Below are 16,574 nucleotides of genomic sequence, written 5' to 3' on the forward strand. Positions count from 1 at the left end.
CTCAACGACCGCCCCCGTATGACCCTGGGCTGGGCCACCCCAGGTGAGAAGATGACCCAGCTCCTGAGTGTTGCAACCACCAGTTGAGCCCGCCGCCCTGACGGAAACTGTCCAAGATCTCAAGCGGAGACGTTCCGATCGGGCCGGGCCGGGCCGCGCCGGGCCGCGCCGGGCAGGGGCCAGGCCGGGCAGGGGCCAGGCCGGGCCGGACCGGGGTCAGGCCGGGCGATGGGTGGGTATGCCGATGGCCGGCACCCCGGGGTCGGGATGCCGGCCATCGGTCGGGATCGTGCGGTGGGTCAGCTGTTCCAGTACTGGCCGACGAGGTCGGCGGCCTGCTGCTCCCACTGGGCGTACGCGTCCGGGTACGCCGACACCTGCACGGTCTGCGCGGCCTCGGTCAGCGGCATGTCCTGCCAACCGTCAACCTGACGCAGGCCCTTGAGGAACGCGGTCGTCGAGTACTCCGGGTTGGTGATCTGCTCCGGCGTACCCCAACCACTGGACGGGCGCTGCTGGAACAGACCCAGCGAATCATGGTCGTTCATGTCGCCGAGGTGACCCAGGTTCTCGAGCTTCGACTCCTGCAGGCTCGTCGCGATCGAGATGACCGCGGCGCGCTCGGGCAGGCCGGCCTTCTTCGTGGCGGCGATGATCGCCTTGGCGTTGCCGGTCTGCTCGTCGTTCAGGTCGATGTGCGACTGGTCGCCCTGGGTGCCGTGCGGGATCAGCTTGCTGGTGTCGGGCTTGTCGGCCTGCACCACGGCCACCGGCCGGGCGTCCGTGCTCGGGGCGGCGACATGGGCGATCGGGCCGGCGAAGACACCACCGGCGAACGCGAGACCGGCAACGGACAGCATGCTCTTACGGAAGATCGTGTTCATGGGGGTAGCTCCTTCGGGGGTAGGAACACCCGCATCACCAGGGGGCGGTGACGGGGGTGTGAGCACCTCGTCCGGCGCTGCACAATGCAGGGGGAAAGTCTTGGGGGGTGGCGGCCAGCGAGCCGAGGCTTGCGGCGCCAGGGGCCGGCGAGCGAAGAGCTCGTGGCACCGGGACCGTGTGTAACGACCGCCGGTCCGGGGTCATTCCCGGGCTCTCAGCAGCCGTATCCGGCGGCGAGCCCACGGTCGTTCGGGGGTCTGCAACGACCCGGTCGGGCCTGCCATTCCCACCCTCACGAACGGGGGCGGGGCCCGTGGTCCTGCGATCGTCAGGGTATGTAACGGTCCCCGGCCCGCCATGATTCCGGCCCGGGGATGCACCAGGTCACATCCAAACTGCCCGGAACCCGACAATACGTCCAGCGGGTATCACCCGTGAAGGCGGCAACCGGCCGACAGGTGACGATTCCCCCAGCTCCGACGATACCGGATGATGCGAGCAACCGGACATGCCGACCCCGCGCCCCGACGCCGAGCCCTAGGAGAGGGTGCCCAGGTAGCGCAGGACGGCGAGGATCCGGCGGCTGCGGCCGGTCGTGTGGGCGAGGCCGAGCTTGTCGAAGATGGCGTTGACGTGCTTCTCCACGGCGCTCTGCGAGATGTGCAACCGCTCGGCGACAACGGAGTTCGTGTAGCCCTGGGCCATCTCGTGCAGGACGTCCCGTTCACGCGGGGTGAGTCGGACGAACGGGTCGGGTCGATCCGCTCCGGCCACCACCTGACGGACCACCTCCGGGTCGAGCGCGGTGCCCTTGGCGGCGACCCGATCCAGGGCGTCGAGGAAGTCGTCCACCTGCGCGACCCGGTCCTTGAGCAGGTAGCCGACCCCTTCGGGACGGTCCGCCAGCAGCCGGGCGGCGTAGCGCCGCTCGACGTACTGGGACAGCACGAGGACACCCGTGTCGGGCCAGCGCCGGCGGATCTCCAGCGCGGCACGCAACCCGTCATCGGTGTGGGTGGGCGGCATCCGGACGTCGGTGACGACCACGTCGGGACGGGACCTGCCGACCGCCTCGACGAGTTCGTCGGCGGTGCCGACCGCCGCGGCCACCTCGTGGTCCTCCTCGGTGAGCAGTCGCGTGAGGCCCTCCCGGAGCAGCGTCGAGTCTTCGGCGAGAACTAGCCGCACGGCAACTCCGCCAGCACGGTGGTCGGCCCGCCGGCCGGGCTCGTCACGCCCAGTCGGCCGTCCAGCGCGGCGACCCGACGGGCCAGCCCGGACAGGCCGCGCCCGCTGAGGTCCGCGCCGCCGACACCGTCGTCGTGCACGCGCATCCGGACCCACCCCTCCCGTACGCCGATCTCGACCGTGACCAGGGTAGCGGCGGCGTGCTTCGCGGCGTTGGTGAGCGCCTCGCAGGCCACGAAGTAGAGCACCGTCTCGATCTGCCGTTCGGGGCGCTGCGGCAGGTCGCAGCGGATCCGCACCGGCACCTCGGCGCGGCGGGCGACCATGGCCAGCACCTCGCCCAGGTCGCTGCCGTCCAACGCCGACGGGTAGACCCGCCACGCCACCTCGCGCAACTCCTCGACGGCCCGCTGCACGTCCTCGTGGGCCTGGGCGACCAGGGCTTGGGCGCGGTCGCTGTCACGGGAGCGACGGGCTCGGCCGAGCAGCATGCCGAGGGCGACCAGCCGCTGCTGGAGGCCGTCGTGCAGGTCGCGTTCGATGCGCTGCCGTTCGGCGTCGACCGCCGCGATGACCTCCGCCCGGCTGGTGGTCAGCTCCTGCACCCGCCGGGTCAGCTCCGCGCGGCTGTCCGGACGCAGCAGCCGCCGAGCCAGCCGGACGTCCAGCGCGGCGATGCTGGCGAGGGCCTGAATGTTGAGCAGGAGCAGCACCGCCCCGACGGCGACCTGGGACAGCGCGTCGAGGAGGCTCAACTCACCTCGTACCGCCGCGCGCAGCACGATCCCGGCGAGCACCAGCCCGATGCCCAGCACGGCGTACGCCAGCAGGCCGAGCGTGCCGGGCAGCAGCCGGGCGGCCAGGTAAGCGACCTGCCGCCGCGTCGCCACCTCGCGCGGCGGCAGCGGTTCGCCGGCGGCGTGCAGACCGGGGAGCAGACCGGCGAGGCGCCGACGTTCCAGGGCTACGAGCTGTCCCGCGTACCGTCTGGTCAGGTCGGTGACCCGGCGGCTGGCCGCGGGCGCGAGCGCGGACACGGCGAGCGCGACCGCCGCGGCGGTCAGGAAGCCGAGCTCGACGGCGGCCGTCACGCTCCCGGCGGCGACGCCTACCGGCAGCCGCAGCCGAGCCCACCACCGGCGGGTGCGCCGCTCCCCTGCCATGCCGCTCCCCTCGCTCGGTCAGCGCTCGTCCGAGGCCCAGGAGCCGCCCCGGTAGAGGGTGCCCCGACCGCCCGGGTCGGGCATCCCCGATGCCTGCGCGCCCGGCCGGGGAGGACCGGCGGGGTCGGCGGACTCGGGGTTTCGCGCAGCGCGGCGGGCCCGCAGCACCCGCGACCCGACGAACCAGGCGACGGCCGCGACGCAGGCGACGATCACGACGTTCTGGAGTGTGCCGACGTAGCCCTCGACGAGGTGCCAGTTGTCGCCGAGCAGGTAGCCGGCGAGCACGAAGGTGGTGTTCCAGATCAGGCTGCCAAGCGTCGTGTAGAGCAGGAAGGTCCGCACCGGCATGCGCTCCACCCCGGCCGGGATGGAGATCAGGCTGCGGAAGATCGGGATCATCCGGCCGAAGAACACCGCCTTCACGCCGTGCCGCAGGAACCACGCCTCGGTCCGGTCCACGTCGCTGAGCTTCACCAGCGGCAGCCGGGCGACGATGCCGCGCATCCGCTCCCGGCCCAGGGACGCGCCGATCAGATAGAGCGCCAGCGCGCCCAGCACCGAGCCCAGCGTGGTCCAGAAGATCGCGCCGACCAGGCTCATCCGGCCCTGCGCGGCCACGAACCCGGCCAGCGGCAGGATGACCTCGCTGGGGATCGGCGGGAACAGGTTCTCCAGCGCCACCGCCAGACCGGCGCCCGGCCCGCCGAGCCGTTCCACCAGATCGCTGACGTAGCCGACGATTCCGCCCTGGGGCGGTTCGGCCGCGGCGGCGGGGGTTCCGGTGGCGAGCGCGACGTGCGACGTTCGAATCATGTCCCCACGCTACGAACCGATCCTGAGAGTCGACCATGAGGCGGACCGCCCGGCCCCGCGGGTCGCCCCCACCGGCGGGGGTGCGGAAAACCGCACCCCGCTGCGGCTCGCCGTGGCGCAGCCGCCGTGCGTACCCCTGGATGTCGCGGAGAATGCGCGGGCGCACGCCGACGCGGTCCGCGTGGCGCGCGCCCGGGTGGTGGTCTTCCCGGAGCTGTCACTGACGGGGTACGAGTTCGATGGTCCGGTCGTTGCGGTGGACGACAGCCGGTTGGGGCCGCTGGTGCGAGCCTGCGCCGAGGCGGGCACGCTGGCGCTGGTCGGCGCGCCGGTGGCCGGTGACCACATCGGAGTGCTGGCGGTGACCGGCGACGGGGTGTCCGTGGCGTACCGGAAGATGTGGCTGGGCGGCGCGGAGGCGCAGCGGTTCCGGCCGGGCGACACGCCGAGCGTGCTCGATGTGGATGGCTGGCGGATCGGCCTGGCGGTCTGCAAGGACACCGGCGTCGCCGCGCACGCGCGGCGCACCGCCGCGCTCGGCATCGACGTGTACGCGGCGGGGGTGCTGGAGTTGGCGCGCGACGCCGCCGTGCCGGACGAGCGGGCACAGCGGATTGCCACGACGCACCGGGTCTGGGTGGCGGTGGCGAGTTTCGCCGGGTCGACCGGCGGCGGCTACACCGAGGCGGCGGGCCGGTCGGCCATCTGGACGCCGCGAGGTGACGTGGCCGCCCGGGTCGGCACGGCGCCGGGCGAGGTGACCGCGACGACCATCCACTGAGCGCACCGCTCTCGACGGCCGACGCGCCCGGGCCCCGAGGAGCGCCCAAGTGTCGTACCACTGCGGAAGAATCGGGGCATGAGCGCGATCCCTTCCCGACTGTCGGTGGTCACCCTGGGCGCCCGTGACATGGGCCTGCTGCGGTCGTTCTACCGATCCCTGGGCTGGCCGGAGCTGCCGACGAGCGACGACAGCTGGTCCGCGTTCCTGCTCGGTGGCGTTCTCCTCGCCCTCTTTCCACTGCCGGAGTTGGCCGCCGAGGCGGCGCCCGGCGTGCCCGAGCCGACCGGCGGCTGGTCCGGTGTGACTCTGGCCTGCAACGTCGACAGCCGCGCGGATGTCGACTCGGCCTTCGCCGCGGCCGTCGAGGCGGGGGCGACTGTGGTGGCGGAGCCGACCGACAGGCCCTGGGGTGGGCGCTCGGGTTACATCGCCGATCCCGAGGGCAACCGCTGGGAGATCGCCTGGGCGGGCACGGCCGTCTTCGACGAGCGCGGCGCTCTCGTGTCTTTCGGCTGAGCGTGCCGTGGTTGCTCGTGGGTGAGGGCCTTTGAGATGCTTCGGTCCATGACCGTCTTCCCGCCGACGTTCGCCGCCGATGTCGTCGATCGGCCAGCCCAGGCACAGTTCGAGGCGTTCATCGACGAGCACCGCGCAGCGCTCAACGGCTGCCTGGACGGGCTGACCGAGGAGCAGGCACGCCGCTCGTTGGTGCCGTCGCGGACGACCCTGCTGGGTCTGGTGAAGCACGCGACGTTCGTCGAGAAGGTGTGGTTCGACGAGGCCGTGACGTGTCGGTCGCGCACCGAGATCGGCCTCCCGGCGACGCCTGACGAGTCGTTCATCCTCGACGACGGCGACACCATCGACAGCATCCGGTCGGCCCATCGGGAGGCGTGCGAGGCGTCCCGGCGCGCGACGGCGTCCCTGGGCCTCGACGACGTGCTGCGTGGCAACCGGCGTGGCCCGTTGCCGCTGCGCTGGGTCTACCTGCACGTGCTGCGCGAGCTGGCCCAGCACTGCGGGCACGCGGAGATCCTTCGCGAGCAGATCCTGAGCGACTGACACGCACGGCGTTACCGGATCATGCTCCAGCCAGGCCGGTGTCCCCGAAGCGGCGCAGGGTCCAGCGGGCCGGCGGCCAGCCGCCGGTGTCGTGGTCGGTGACCCATTCGGTGATCGAGGCGGGCGGCACGTCCAGGTCGAACGCCCGGAAGATCGGCTGCGCGGCGAGGGCGTGGAAGGCGCCCTCGACGGTCTCGCTGTGGCCGACCAGGACCACTGTTTCGCCCCGGTGCCGGTGCGCGATCTCCATGATCGCGCGGCTGACGCGTACCACCAGTTCGGCCCAGCTCTCGTTGCCGTCCTCGAACGGCCGGAACACGCCCCCACCGGCCACCGCGTGTTCCGTCCGGAAACGGGCGACCGGCAGCCCGTCGGCGTACGGCGGGGTGTGCCAGGTGCACAGACCGCAGTCCGCGAGGGGGCGGATGCCGAACGCCGAGGCGATGGGCTGCGCGGTCTCGACGGTGCGGCGCAGCACCGACGAGTACACCGCGGCCGGCGGCTCGGCGGCGTAGTCGTCCACGAGCCGCCGGGCCAGCCGCTGTGCCTGGTCGTGGCCGAGCGCGGTCAGGCCGCGGCAGCCGTGCGGGCCACCCACGACCCCGTCGACCTGGTGGACCGACTCGCCGTGCCGCACGAAGATCAGCCGTGTTCGCATCGGCCCATCATGCCAGCGACGCGGGCGGATGGATCACCGTCCGTACGGCCGGTGGCGAAGATCGCGATCAGTCGGCGTCCAGCACCTCGCGCAGCCGTGCGGCGAACTCCTCGGGCTTGCCCGCGTAACCGTATTCGCCACCGAGGAAGCCGCCGTGGTGACTCGGGAACACCACGGCCTCCTGGCCGAGCAGCGCCGCCGTGCCGAGGGCCGTACGCGCGGTGTACGTGCCCGTCGACTCCTCCCCGACCGCGATCACGATCCGGGTCGACGCCGCGGTGAGCACGCTCGCGTCGGGGCGGTAGTCGGTGACCGCCCAGGAGTTCTTCGACAGCAGCGGGTCGTCGCGGCCGCCGTCGTCCTCGGTCGGCATGCCGAAGGACGCCGGGTCGGGCGCGGGCTGGGCGAAGTAGGCGTCGGTGAACTCGCCCTGCCAGGACGTCATCGCGATGAACGCGGCCATGCCGGCCCCGAAGCCGTTCGCCTCGTACGCCTCGTAGAAGCCGGCCCGCGCGCGCTCGGCGGCCGCGGCATCGGGGAGCACCGCGTTGATCGGCGGTTCGTGGGCCACAAGCGTGGCGACGTCATCGGGGTGGGTGGCGACGAGTTCGAGGGCCGTCACCGCGCCGCCGCTGCTGGCGAAGATGTCTACCGGGCCGGCGCCGAGCGCGTCGATGAGCAGGTGCAGGTCGGCCGCCTGCTGCTGGGGTGTGTTGTCGGACCGGCCGTCGGTGCGGGTGCTGCGCCCGAGGCCGCGCGGGTCGTAGGTGACGACTGTGCGGTCCGCGACGTGTGTGGCGAGCGCGTGGAAGCCTTCCGCCGTCATCGGTTGGGCGATCATGAGCAGCACCCGATGCCCGTCGGAGGGGGGCAGCGGTCCGCGAACGTCATAGACGAGATCGACGCCGGGTAGGGCGAGGGTGTGCGTCTGCGGTGTCGTCATCCGGTGAGACTACGACCGACGGTGGCCCGTGGGCGAGCGCGCCATGCGCTCAGTCGGCGCGGTCGGTGGACAGCTCACCGGCGTGGCTGAGCAGGGCGTCGAGTTGGGCGCCCGTCTGCCGTGGCAACCGGCCACGGTCCACCAACTCGGCGATGGTGTCCCGCAGGTCGGCGATGCGCCGGTTGCGGTCCTTGGAGCGCCGGTTCACGTCGGCGAGCTCGTCGCGAAGGTCCTCGGCTGTCCTCCGGTCGATGTCGTCGCGGGCCACGGCCGCGGCGAGCACCTCGCCGAACTGGTCGCTCACCTGGCGGAAGCTGACTGGCACCTGCTGGCCGACTGCCGAGGGGACGGGGCCGTTGGTGGCCGGCGGAGACGTGGAGGCCGACGCCGTCGGCTTCGGTGACCGGGTGATGGGCGCGGGCACCGGGGCAGCGGCCGACGGCGGGGCGGCGGTCGGCGCGGAGCCGGAGGTGTCGGGAGTGCCGTGACCCTGGCTGAGCAGCGCGCCGAGGCCGACCAGCACAGCGAGACCGGCCGCCACGAGAAGGGCGAGGGGCCGGCGCGAGCGGCGGCGGGCCGGCGGGGCCACGACCGGCGTCGGGCGGGCGGCGGCTGAGCGGTCGATAAGGGTCGGCGGGTGGGCCGCCGAGGCCGGCGGCAGGATGCGCAGCAGCTCGGTGGGCGGCTCGACGGGTTGGCCGGCGCCGAAGCGGCGGGCCAGCTGCGCGGCGCTCGGCCGGCGGGCCGGGTCGGCGGCGAGGCAGGCGAGGGTCAGCTCGGCGATGTCGGCGGGCAGGCCGTCCACCCGCAGCGGCGGCACCGGGGTGCCCCGCCGGTGCACCTCCAGCGCGTCCTCCCAGCTCTGCACGGGCAGGGGCGCCTGGCCGGTGAGCGTGCGGTAGAGCAGCGCGCCGAGGGCGTACACATCGCTGGCCGGGTCGGGCGGGCCGGCGGCGAGGCGCTCGGGGGCGAAGTACGCGGGAGTGCCCATCAGCGGCTCGCCGGACTGGCTGTCGAGGCCGCCGAGCGCGGCGATGCCGAAGTCGAGGACCTTGGCGCCGGTGTCGGTCAGCATGACGTTGCCGGGCTTGACGTCGCGGTGCACCACGCCGATGCGGTGCGCGGCGGCCAGCGCGGCGGCGATGTGCCCGGCCACGCGGACCGCCTCCGGCCAGGGCAGTGGGCCGCCACGCAGCCGGTCGGCCAGGTTGTGCCCCTCGACCAGCTCCATCACCAGGTACGGGACGACGACGCCGCCGGCCAGGGTCGCCTCGGCGTAGTCGTACACCTGGGTGACGTGTGGATGGGTCAGCCGGGCGGCCGCGCGGGCCTCGCGCTGGATGGTCGCCCGCAGTTGCGGGTCGGCGGCGAGTTGCCCGGCGAGCACCTTGATCGCGACCGGCCGCCCGAGCACCTCGTCGTCGGCCCGCCACACCTCGGACATGCCACCGAGACCGATCCGCTCGTGCAGCACGTAGCGGTCGTGGAGGCGGAGGGTGGGCGCGAAGGGTGACATGGCCTCACCAGTCTGCCTGGCGAGTGGCCAGTCGACCACCCTGCGTGCCCGGCACGGTGCTGTTCGTCCCGTGCGTACCGAAATGGGGTCAGGAGCAGCGGGTCACCGTGGGCAACGGTCGGGGCTGGATGCGGTCGGCGAGCCGGCGCAGGGCGACGGCGGTCACCTGCCGGGTGGGGGCGAGCAGCGGCCGGCGGGCGCGCTCGACCTGGACGGGGGCGTCCGGTCGGGCCGAGGTGACGTGGCGGTGCATGGCGTCGAGAGCGGTGACGTAGCCGGTCGGGAATTCCATGGTCAACTCCTCGGGACAGGTCCGGTGGAGGCCCGGACGACGAGTGCGGTGGGTAGCAGCACATGACCGGCCGCGGCGTCCGCGGGCGGGTCGAGCAGCAGTTCGGCGGCGATCCGGCCCTTGTCCTCGGCCGGTTGCCGGACGGTGGTGAGGCCGGCGGCGGCGGCCTCGGGGACGTCGTCGAAGCCGGTCACCGAGACCGGCGGGCGGGTGCCGTCCGCTCGCTGGGCCAGCGCGTCGAGAACGCCGAGGGCGAGCACGTCGGAGCCGGCCAGCACGGCGGTCGGCGGTGCGTGCCCGTCGAACAGCCCGGCGACGGCGGCGCCCGCGGCCTGGCGGCTGTTGCCGAGCGCGTTCACCACCATCAGATCCGCCCAGCCGACGCCGACCTCGCGGAACGCGTCGGCGAAGCCGGTGAGCCGACCACGGGTGGTGGGGTGCCACACCTCGTGCACCCCGGCGAGGGTGAGTGGGCCGGCCGGCGCGTCGGGCAGCACGGAGTCGGCGAGCAGGGCCACCCGGCGGTGCCCGAGACCGGCCACGTGCGCGGCGACGCCGCGGGCCGCCGCGCGCTCGTCGATGCCGACGTACCGCTCGTCCGCGCCGGCGTCGTCGCGGGCAGCCGTGCTGACGTACGGCAGTCCGCGGGCGCGGATCACGTCCAACGCCCACTCCTCGTCGGCCACGCAGTAGACGCAGAAGCCGTCGACGGCGGCGTTCTCCACCGCCTGGCGGGCGTCGGTCTGTCCCGGCGGCAGCGGCACCAGCAACATGCTGGTGCCGTGCCGCTCGGCGGCGGCGCTCACCCCGGTGAGGAAGCGGACCGCGAAGGGGTCGGTGAAGGCGTACGACAGCTGCGACGTGAACAGGACCCCGATCGAGCCGACGAAGCCGCGGCGCAGCGATCGGGCGGTGGGGTTGGGCCCCGGGTAGCCGAGTTGGCGGGCGGCGTCGAGGATCCGCTCGCGCAGTGCCGCCGAGAGCTGGTCGGGGCGGCTGTAGGCGTTGGACACGGTGCTGCGGGAGACGCCGACGGCGTCCGCCACGGCTTGCAGTGTTGGCTTCACCCGGCACCTCTCTGTATCGATTCAGACTGGATCGATACAGAGACTAACCCGACGAGTTCGCGACGGTCAATACGCCGACCCGGTCAGGGCACCAGCACGAGGCGACCGCGCAGGCCCCCGGCAGCCAGGCGCTCGTGTGCCGCCGCCACCTCGGTCAGTGGGAGCCGGTCGGCCAGACGCAGACTGAGCTGGCCACCGTCGACCAGGGCGGACAGCTCGGCCAGTCGTGCGCCGTCGGCGCAGACCTCCTGCACGACGACCCGGGTGGCCCGCAGCGGCGGCGGAGCGAACGGCGCGACCAGCGCGACGAAGGTGCCCCCGCCCCGCAGCGCCTCGTGCGCGCCGACCCCGACAACCGCCGCGTCGACCACCGCGTCCACGCCGCCCGGGACCACCGCGCGCACCGCCGCGCCGAGCCGGTCGGTACGCGCCACGAACCAGTCCGCTCCCCACCCCCGTACCAGCTCTTCGTCCCGGGGATCGGCCACCGCGACGGTCCGGATGCCGCGCATCGCCGCCAGTTCGAGCAGCAGACCGCCCACCCCGCCAGCCGCGCCGGTGACAAGCAACGTGCCCCCGACGCCCAGACCGGTGAGGGCCAACGACCGGGCCGCGGTCAGACCGATCAGCGGCAACGTCGCCGCCAGTTCCGGGGCGACGGTACGCGGCGCGGGAGCGACCGCGTCCTCGTCCAGCACGACCCACTCGGCCTGGGCGCCCGGCGCGGAGAGCAGGTCCCGCAGTCCGATCACCTTCTCGCCCACCGCGAACCGCCGCACGCCCGGCCCGACCGCGTCCACCTCCCCAGCGACGTCCCAGCCCAGCGCCACGACGGGCAGCGGTGGCAGCAGACCCGCCGCACTCAACGCGCCGCTGCGGGTGGACAGGTCGATCCGGTTGACGGCGGCAGCGGCGACGCGCACCCGCAGTTGTCCGACTCCCGGCTCCGGCACGGGCAGGTCGGCGATCTCCAGGACCTCGGGGCCGCCGAACCGGCGGACGATCACAGCTCTCATACCGCCGACGCTAGGAGCGCTAGTCTGCGGCGGGAAGGAGGCACCTTCGGGTGCCCTGGGCACCCGGGAGGTTCACGATGGCCACCATGACCGCCGACGAGCGCCGCGAGCGGGAACGCCGCCGGTACAACGCCTTCCTGGCCGAGTGCCCGGGGCACGAACTGCTGGCGACCCTCAGCGACAAGTGGCTGACGCTCGTGGTGAGCGCGCTTGCCGACGGACCGCTTCGGCACAGCGAACTGGCGCGCACCGTCGCCGGGGCCAGTCAGAAGATGCTCACCCAGACGCTGCGCAAGCTGGAACGCGACGGCCTGGTCAGCCGGTCGGTGACCGCGAGCGTGCCCGCTCGGGTCGACTACCGGCTGACGCCGCTGGGCGAGAGCCTGCTGCCGGTGCAGCGCGCCATCAAGGCGTGGGCCGAGACGCACATCGGCGAGGTGCACTCCGCCCGCGACCGGTACGACGCCTCGGGCGCCTGACCCGGGCCGGCTGCTCAGGGCAGGCGGGCGACGCCGCCGTACATGCTCACCTCGACCACCGACGGCCGCGGCTGCGGCTCGCTCTCGGCCCGCCACTCGGCGACCGACGTGATGCCCGGCTCGACCACGTCCAGCCCCGAGAAGAAGCGGGTGAACTCGGCGCGCGTACGCAGGTTGATCAGGCCGTGTGGGCCGCCACCCCTGGCCGCCGCCCTGGCCTCCTCGGCGATCGCGGGCGGCAGGTATTCGTGTGTGGCGTGCGACGCGGCCAGGTAACTGCCGGCCGGAAGCGCGTCGAGCAGCCGCCGCACCAAGGCGTACGGGTCGTCGTCGTCCGGCACGAAGTGCAGCACCGCCACCAGCATCAGCCCGACGGGCTGCGACAGGTCGATGGTGCGCCGCAGCTCCGGATGGCGCAGGATCCGCTCCGGGTCGCGCAGGTCGGCGTCGATGTACGCGGTGACGCCCTCGGGAGTGCTGCTCAACAGCGCGCGGGCGTGCGCGAGCACGATCGGGTCATTGTCGACGTAGACCACCCGGGACTCGGGTGCGACGCCCTGCGCGACCTCGTGCGTGTTGTCGGCCGTCGGGATGCCGGTGCCGATGTCGAGGAACTGCCGGATGCCGGTCTCGCGGGCCAGAAAGCCCACCGCCCGCCGCAGGAACCGGCGGTTCTCCAGAGCGGCGGTCCGGATGGTCGGAAAGGAGGCCGCTATCGCGTCGCCGGACTCCCGGTCGGCCTGGAAGTTGTCCTTGCCGCCGAGCCAGTAGTTGTAGCGGCGGGCGGGGTGTGCCACCGAGGTGTCGATCCGGTCACTCGGCGCATCGCCGGCCGTGTCGCGGGCATCGGTGGTCACTGTCGCCTCCACGCGTCGGTCCACTGTGGCCAGTCGCCGACCATGCTAATGCCACCGCGGGTGTGACCGTCGCCCCGACGGGGGTCACTGCGGATAGACCTCGTCCAGCAGCCGACCGAGGATCTCCTGCGTACGCTCCGGCGGCTCGGCCTCGACACACAGCCGCTCCATGGCCACGGCGTAGTAGTCGAGGTCGTCGCGTTTGTCGAGGTAGATCGCGCTGGTGAGCTGTTCGATGTAGACGATGTCGGGCAGCTCCTGGTCGCCGAAGCGCAGGATGGTGAAGGCGCCACCGGCGGCCGCGTGGCCACCTGCGGCGAACGGGATGACCTGGAGCCGGATGCCTGGCGACTTGGTCGCCTCGATCAACGCGGTGAGTTGGCCGCGCATGACCTCGGCGCCGCCGATCGGACGGCGCAGCGCCGCCTCGTCCACCACGGCCCAGAGCTGCGGCGGGTTGTCCCGGTGGAGCAGTTGCTGGCGCTGCATCCGCAACGCCACCCGGCGATCGATCTCGTCGGCGCCGGCCCCGCCGTGACCGAGGAGCACGACCGCGCGAGCGTACTCCCGGGTCTGTAGAAGGCCGGGGACGAACTGCACCTCGTAGCTGCGGATCAGCGCGGCCGCGGCCTCCAGGCCCAGGTACGACTGGAACCAGCTGGGCAGCACGTCGCCGTAGCGGTGCCACCAGCCGGGGCTGTTGGCGTCCCGGGCGAGCTTCAGCAGCGCCTCGCGCTCCCCCTCGTCACTGACGCCGTAGAGGGTGAGCAGATCGGACACGTCGCGCTCTTTGAAGCCGACCCGTCCCAGCTCCATCCGACTGATCTTCGACTCGGAGGAGCGGATTTCCCACCCGGCGCCCTCCCGGGTCACCCCGCTGGACTCCCGCAGGCGGCGCAGTTGGGCGCCGAGCAGCATGCGCAGCACGGTGGGCCCGGTTGTCGGGCCGCCCTCGGCGGGAACCATCGTCACGTGCGGACCTCCGGATACCGACCACGCGGTCGGGCACCCAGCCCGGCCGACGTGTAAGCATGCCATGGACCGACAGTGAGGTGAACTCCTCCGGACCGGCGATTCAGTCCCGTCGCCGGGACGACCTCCGGCAGCCGGTCAGTTGATCAGGTGATCGAAGTCGCCGTCGCGCGCGCCGAGCACGAAGGCCGCGATCTCGTCCACTGTGTAGATCAGTGCGGGCCCCTCGGGATGGCGCGAGTTGCGAACGGCGATGCCGGCGCCCCCGGGCAGTTCGGCGAGTTCGACGCAGTTGCCGCTCGGGTTGCTGCGGCGGCTCTTCTGCCAGGTCAGCGTGGGCAACTGAGGAATCGGAACGCCATTGGGTGGCTGTTGCATGAGAGGCGTCTTTCTGCTCACGAGCCCGCCGGTGCCCGTGGGAGGAGCGGTGACGGCGAGGGTGCGGTATCGACATCGGACGGTTATGCACGTGCATCTGCTATTGCATCTGCACCGGACGGCGAGCATGATAACGCACGTGATCGGTGCTTATCCGTTCACTTTGCGTTACCCCGACGGGGGCAACCACCAGGGAAAACTGGCCCGACGCGGCACCGCGCCGCGCAGACCGACGGCGGGAGGCGGTCGCGGCGATGGGAGGTCTCGTGCCGGATCCGATGAGCGTCGCCTCCGGCCTCTGTGCGGCGGGAGCGCTCCTCTCCTCCTGGCAGATGCGCCGACGGGCCCTGCAGGCCGAGGCCGAGATCGGGCACCTCCAGGCCGAGCTGGCCGCCGAGCGGCACGCCGCCAGCCACGACCCACTCACCGGGCTGCCCAACCGCCGCGCCTTCTACCGCCTCGCGGCCGCCCTGCTCACCAACGCCGACGGCCAGCCGCTGATCGCCATCGTGCTCGACCTCGACGACTTCAAGCAGATCAACGACAGGTACGGGCACGCCGCCGGCGACCAGGTGCTGATCAGCGTGGCCGAACGCCTGGCCGGTTTCGCCGGCGACAACCTCGTGGCCCGCCTCGGCGGCGACGAGTTCGCGGGTCTGCTCGCCAGTCCGACCGTCGACCGACGCTGGATCGAGCACGCCACCCGACGCCTCAGCGAGACCGTCGCCGCGCCCATCCGGCTCAGTGGGTGCAGCGTCCGGGTCACCGCCTCGGTCGGGCTCTCCCCGGTGACCGGCCCGGCCCAGCTCACCGACGCGCTCAGCCGCGCCGACGCGGCCATGTACCAGGCGAAGAGCCTCTCCGGCCCACGTGCCCCCCGCGAACTCGTCGACAGCACCCGACTCGCGGAGCGGTGACCGCTCAGGTGGCGGGTGCGCCGAACCACCGGGGCAGATGGTCCTCCAGCTCGGCCTGATCGTCACCGGCCCACGCCACGTGGCCGTCCGGCCGCAGCAGCACGGCGGGTACGTCCAGCCCGTCGCCGACGTCGACGACGTGGTCGACCCGGTCGGCCCAGCCGGCGACCGAGAGCCGACCGGTCTGGTCGAGCAGCATCCCACGACCGGCGCGCTGCAACTCGTAGAGGCGCCCCCGCCTGAGCCGCACGTCCCGCAGGTGCCGGCCGAGCAGCTCGTGGCCCGCGCCGAAGTCGTAGCGGACCCCGAGCGCGGTGACCTTCTCGATCAGGTACCTGTTGACGTCCTCGAAGTCCATCAGCTCCGCCAGCAGCTGGCGTACCGCCTGCGGCCCCGGCTCGGGCGACAGCAGGAACATCTGCGCGCGGGTGTTGACGAGCACGTCGGCAGCCACCGGGTGCCGCTCGGTGTGGTAGCTGTCCAGCAGCCCTTCGGGCGCCCAGCCGTTGACCTCGGCGGCCAGTTTCCAGCCGAGGTTGGCGGCGTCCTGGATGCCGAGGTTGAGCCCCTGACCGCCGGTCGGTGGGTGGATGTGCGCGGCGTCGCCGGCCAGCAGCACCCGACCGACCCGGTAGCGCTCGACCAACCGGGTGGCGTCACCGAAACGGGAGAGCCAGCGCGGCGAGTGCACGCCGAAGTCGGTGCCCGCGTACGCCCGCAGTTGGTGTTGGAACTCCTCGATGGTCGGCGGGACCGAGCGATCCTCGGCCACCCCGTCGGCGGGAACGAGGACCCGGTAGACGCCGTCCCCGAGCGGCCCCAGGCCGAACCGCAGATGGGTCCTGCGCACCTCGGCCACCACGTCGGTCACCGTCTGCGCGGGCACGCCTACCTCCATCTCGCCCAGCAGCGAATCGACCCGGCTGGGCTCGCCGGGAAAGCCGACGCCGAGCAGCCGACGCACCGTGCTCCGACCGCCGTCGCAGCCGACGAGATATCGGGAGCGCAGCCGCGTGCCGTCGGCCAACTCCGCCGTGACCCCGTCGTCGTCCTGGCTCAGTCCGACCAGTTCGCGGCCGCGCCGGATCTCGACGCCGACCTCGACGGCGTGTTCGGCCAGCAGGCGGTCGGTGACGGTCTGCGGGATACCGAGGACGTACGCGTGCGCGGTGTCGAGACCGCCCGGCGGCGGCTTGGGAATCGCGGCGAAGTAACCACCGAGCGGATGCCGCGTGCCCAGAGCGAGGAAACGCTCCAGCAGACCACGCTGGTCCATCACCTCGATGCTGCGCGCGTGCAGGCCGAGCGAACGGACGTAGCGGGTCGGCTCGGTGTCCTTCTCCAGGACGATGGCGTGCACGCCGTGCAGCCGCAACTCGCTGGCCAGCAGAAGACCGGTCGGTCCACCGCCGGCAATGATCACGTCGATCATGAAATCCCCCGATTTTCCCCATTGCGGGCTTCGGGTGGAGATTCTGCGGCACCACAGGGGTCTTGCCGCAAGACCCCCGGTGCGATATACGTTAGAGGTGGCAGGGAGTGCGATCTCCTTGCCCTTTCTGTTTCTCCTCCGGGGTTTCC

19 protein-coding genes are annotated in these 16,574 nt (G+C 72.7%); 5 read left to right on the forward strand and 14 right to left on the reverse strand.

What is annotated here, in order from left to right; genetic code table 11:
* Nucleotides 1-299 precede the first annotated feature (299 nt).
* From AB0K10_RS32295 to AB0K10_RS32310, 4 genes are all read right to left on the reverse strand, one after another.
* Entirely contained in the window at nucleotides 300-884 is a 585-nt protein-coding gene (locus tag AB0K10_RS32295) for a hypothetical protein (RefSeq protein WP_363689874.1), read from the reverse strand.
* A 538-nt stretch (nucleotides 885-1,422) separates the two neighbouring features.
* Entirely contained in the window at nucleotides 1,423-2,073 is a 651-nt protein-coding gene (locus tag AB0K10_RS32300) for a response regulator transcription factor (protein WP_363689876.1), read from the reverse strand.
* A complete protein-coding gene (locus tag AB0K10_RS32305; protein WP_363689878.1) occupies nucleotides 2,064-3,236 on the reverse strand; it encodes a histidine kinase in 1,173 nt (390 codons plus the stop codon). Before AB0K10_RS32305 ends, AB0K10_RS32300 begins: the two co-directional genes overlap by 10 nt.
* Nucleotides 3,237-3,254: 18 nt before the next feature.
* Nucleotides 3,255-4,052, reverse strand: a complete 798-nt coding sequence (locus tag AB0K10_RS32310) for a DedA family protein (protein WP_363689879.1) — start codon at nucleotides 4,050-4,052, stop codon at nucleotides 3,255-3,257.
* A 100-nt stretch (nucleotides 4,053-4,152) separates the two neighbouring features.
* Here AB0K10_RS32310 and AB0K10_RS32315 point away from each other — a divergent pair, with 100 nt between their 5' ends.
* The 3 genes from AB0K10_RS32315 to AB0K10_RS32325 all read left to right on the forward strand — a co-directional run bounded on the left by AB0K10_RS32315 (nucleotide 4,153) and on the right by AB0K10_RS32325 (nucleotide 5,898).
* Entirely contained in the window at nucleotides 4,153-4,833 is a 681-nt protein-coding gene (locus AB0K10_RS32315) for a carbon-nitrogen hydrolase family protein (protein WP_363689966.1), read from the forward strand.
* Nucleotides 4,834-4,911: 78 nt separating this feature from the next.
* Complete coding sequence (locus AB0K10_RS32320) at nucleotides 4,912-5,352, forward strand: VOC family protein (RefSeq protein ID WP_363689880.1); 441 nt, start codon at nucleotides 4,912-4,914, stop codon at nucleotides 5,350-5,352.
* 48 nt (nucleotides 5,353-5,400) lie between these two features.
* A complete protein-coding gene (locus tag AB0K10_RS32325; protein ID WP_363689881.1) occupies nucleotides 5,401-5,898 on the forward strand; it encodes a DinB family protein in 498 nt (165 codons plus the stop codon).
* Nucleotides 5,899-5,917: 19 nt separating this feature from the next.
* Here AB0K10_RS32325 and AB0K10_RS32330 read toward each other — a convergent pair whose 3' ends face one another.
* From AB0K10_RS32330 to AB0K10_RS32355, 6 genes are all read right to left on the reverse strand, one after another.
* Nucleotides 5,918-6,556, reverse strand: a complete 639-nt coding sequence (locus AB0K10_RS32330) for a histidine phosphatase family protein (RefSeq protein ID WP_363689882.1) — start codon at nucleotides 6,554-6,556, stop codon at nucleotides 5,918-5,920.
* Nucleotides 6,557-6,623: 67 nt separating this feature from the next.
* On the reverse strand, nucleotides 6,624-7,499 hold the full coding sequence (locus tag AB0K10_RS32335) for an alpha/beta hydrolase (protein ID WP_363689884.1): 876 nt from the start codon (nucleotides 7,497-7,499) through the stop codon (nucleotides 6,624-6,626).
* Between the two features lie 49 nt (nucleotides 7,500-7,548).
* Nucleotides 7,549-9,015 carry a serine/threonine-protein kinase gene (locus AB0K10_RS32340; protein ID WP_363689886.1) on the reverse strand — a complete coding sequence of 489 codons (1,467 nt, stop codon included), beginning with the start codon at nucleotides 9,013-9,015 and terminating at the stop codon, nucleotides 7,549-7,551.
* Between the two features lie 88 nt (nucleotides 9,016-9,103).
* Nucleotides 9,104-9,307, reverse strand: a complete 204-nt coding sequence (locus tag AB0K10_RS32345; RefSeq protein ID WP_363689888.1) for a hypothetical protein — start codon at nucleotides 9,305-9,307, stop codon at nucleotides 9,104-9,106.
* Nucleotides 9,308-9,309: 2 nt separating this feature from the next.
* Nucleotides 9,310-10,353: a LacI family DNA-binding transcriptional regulator gene (locus AB0K10_RS32350; RefSeq protein WP_363689890.1), complete on the reverse strand. Its 1,044-nt coding sequence runs from the start codon at nucleotides 10,351-10,353 to the stop codon at nucleotides 9,310-9,312.
* A gap of 104 nt (nucleotides 10,354-10,457) precedes the next feature.
* Nucleotides 10,458-11,390: an NADP-dependent oxidoreductase gene (locus tag AB0K10_RS32355; RefSeq protein WP_363689892.1), complete on the reverse strand. Its 933-nt coding sequence runs from the start codon at nucleotides 11,388-11,390 to the stop codon at nucleotides 10,458-10,460.
* A 77-nt stretch (nucleotides 11,391-11,467) separates the two neighbouring features.
* Between AB0K10_RS32355 and AB0K10_RS32360 the strand changes: the two genes are divergently transcribed.
* Nucleotides 11,468-11,869, forward strand: a complete 402-nt coding sequence (locus AB0K10_RS32360) for a helix-turn-helix domain-containing protein (RefSeq protein WP_363689894.1) — start codon at nucleotides 11,468-11,470, stop codon at nucleotides 11,867-11,869.
* A gap of 14 nt (nucleotides 11,870-11,883) precedes the next feature.
* On the opposite strand, the gene AB0K10_RS32365 is transcribed toward AB0K10_RS32360, so the two are convergent.
* From AB0K10_RS32365 to AB0K10_RS32375, 3 genes are all read right to left on the reverse strand, one after another.
* Nucleotides 11,884-12,726 (reverse strand): SAM-dependent methyltransferase, encoded by an 843-nt coding sequence (locus AB0K10_RS32365; protein ID WP_363689896.1) that lies wholly within the window; start codon nucleotides 12,724-12,726, stop codon nucleotides 11,884-11,886.
* An 84-nt stretch (nucleotides 12,727-12,810) separates the two neighbouring features.
* Nucleotides 12,811-13,698 carry a helix-turn-helix transcriptional regulator gene (locus AB0K10_RS32370; RefSeq protein WP_363689898.1) on the reverse strand — a complete coding sequence of 296 codons (888 nt, stop codon included), beginning with the start codon at nucleotides 13,696-13,698 and terminating at the stop codon, nucleotides 12,811-12,813.
* 138 nt (nucleotides 13,699-13,836) lie between these two features.
* Nucleotides 13,837-14,076, reverse strand: a complete 240-nt coding sequence (locus AB0K10_RS32375; protein ID WP_363689900.1) for a DUF397 domain-containing protein — start codon at nucleotides 14,074-14,076, stop codon at nucleotides 13,837-13,839.
* Between the two features lie 266 nt (nucleotides 14,077-14,342).
* Between AB0K10_RS32375 and AB0K10_RS32380 the strand changes: the two genes are divergently transcribed.
* Nucleotides 14,343-14,993 carry a GGDEF domain-containing protein gene (locus AB0K10_RS32380; RefSeq protein WP_363689902.1) on the forward strand — a complete coding sequence of 217 codons (651 nt, stop codon included), beginning with the start codon at nucleotides 14,343-14,345 and terminating at the stop codon, nucleotides 14,991-14,993.
* A 4-nt stretch (nucleotides 14,994-14,997) separates the two neighbouring features.
* Here the strand turns inward: AB0K10_RS32380 and rox are convergent, their stop codons facing one another.
* The gene (rox, locus tag AB0K10_RS32385; protein WP_363689904.1) at nucleotides 14,998-16,425 is read right to left on the reverse strand and encodes a rifampin monooxygenase; all 1,428 of its coding nucleotides are present in this window, start codon (nucleotides 16,423-16,425) and stop codon (nucleotides 14,998-15,000) included.
* Nucleotides 16,426-16,574: the final 149 nt, after the last annotated feature.

This window comes from Micromonospora sp. NPDC049274 (assembly GCF_040678875.1).
GTDB lineage: Bacteria > Actinomycetota > Actinomycetes > Mycobacteriales > Micromonosporaceae > Micromonospora.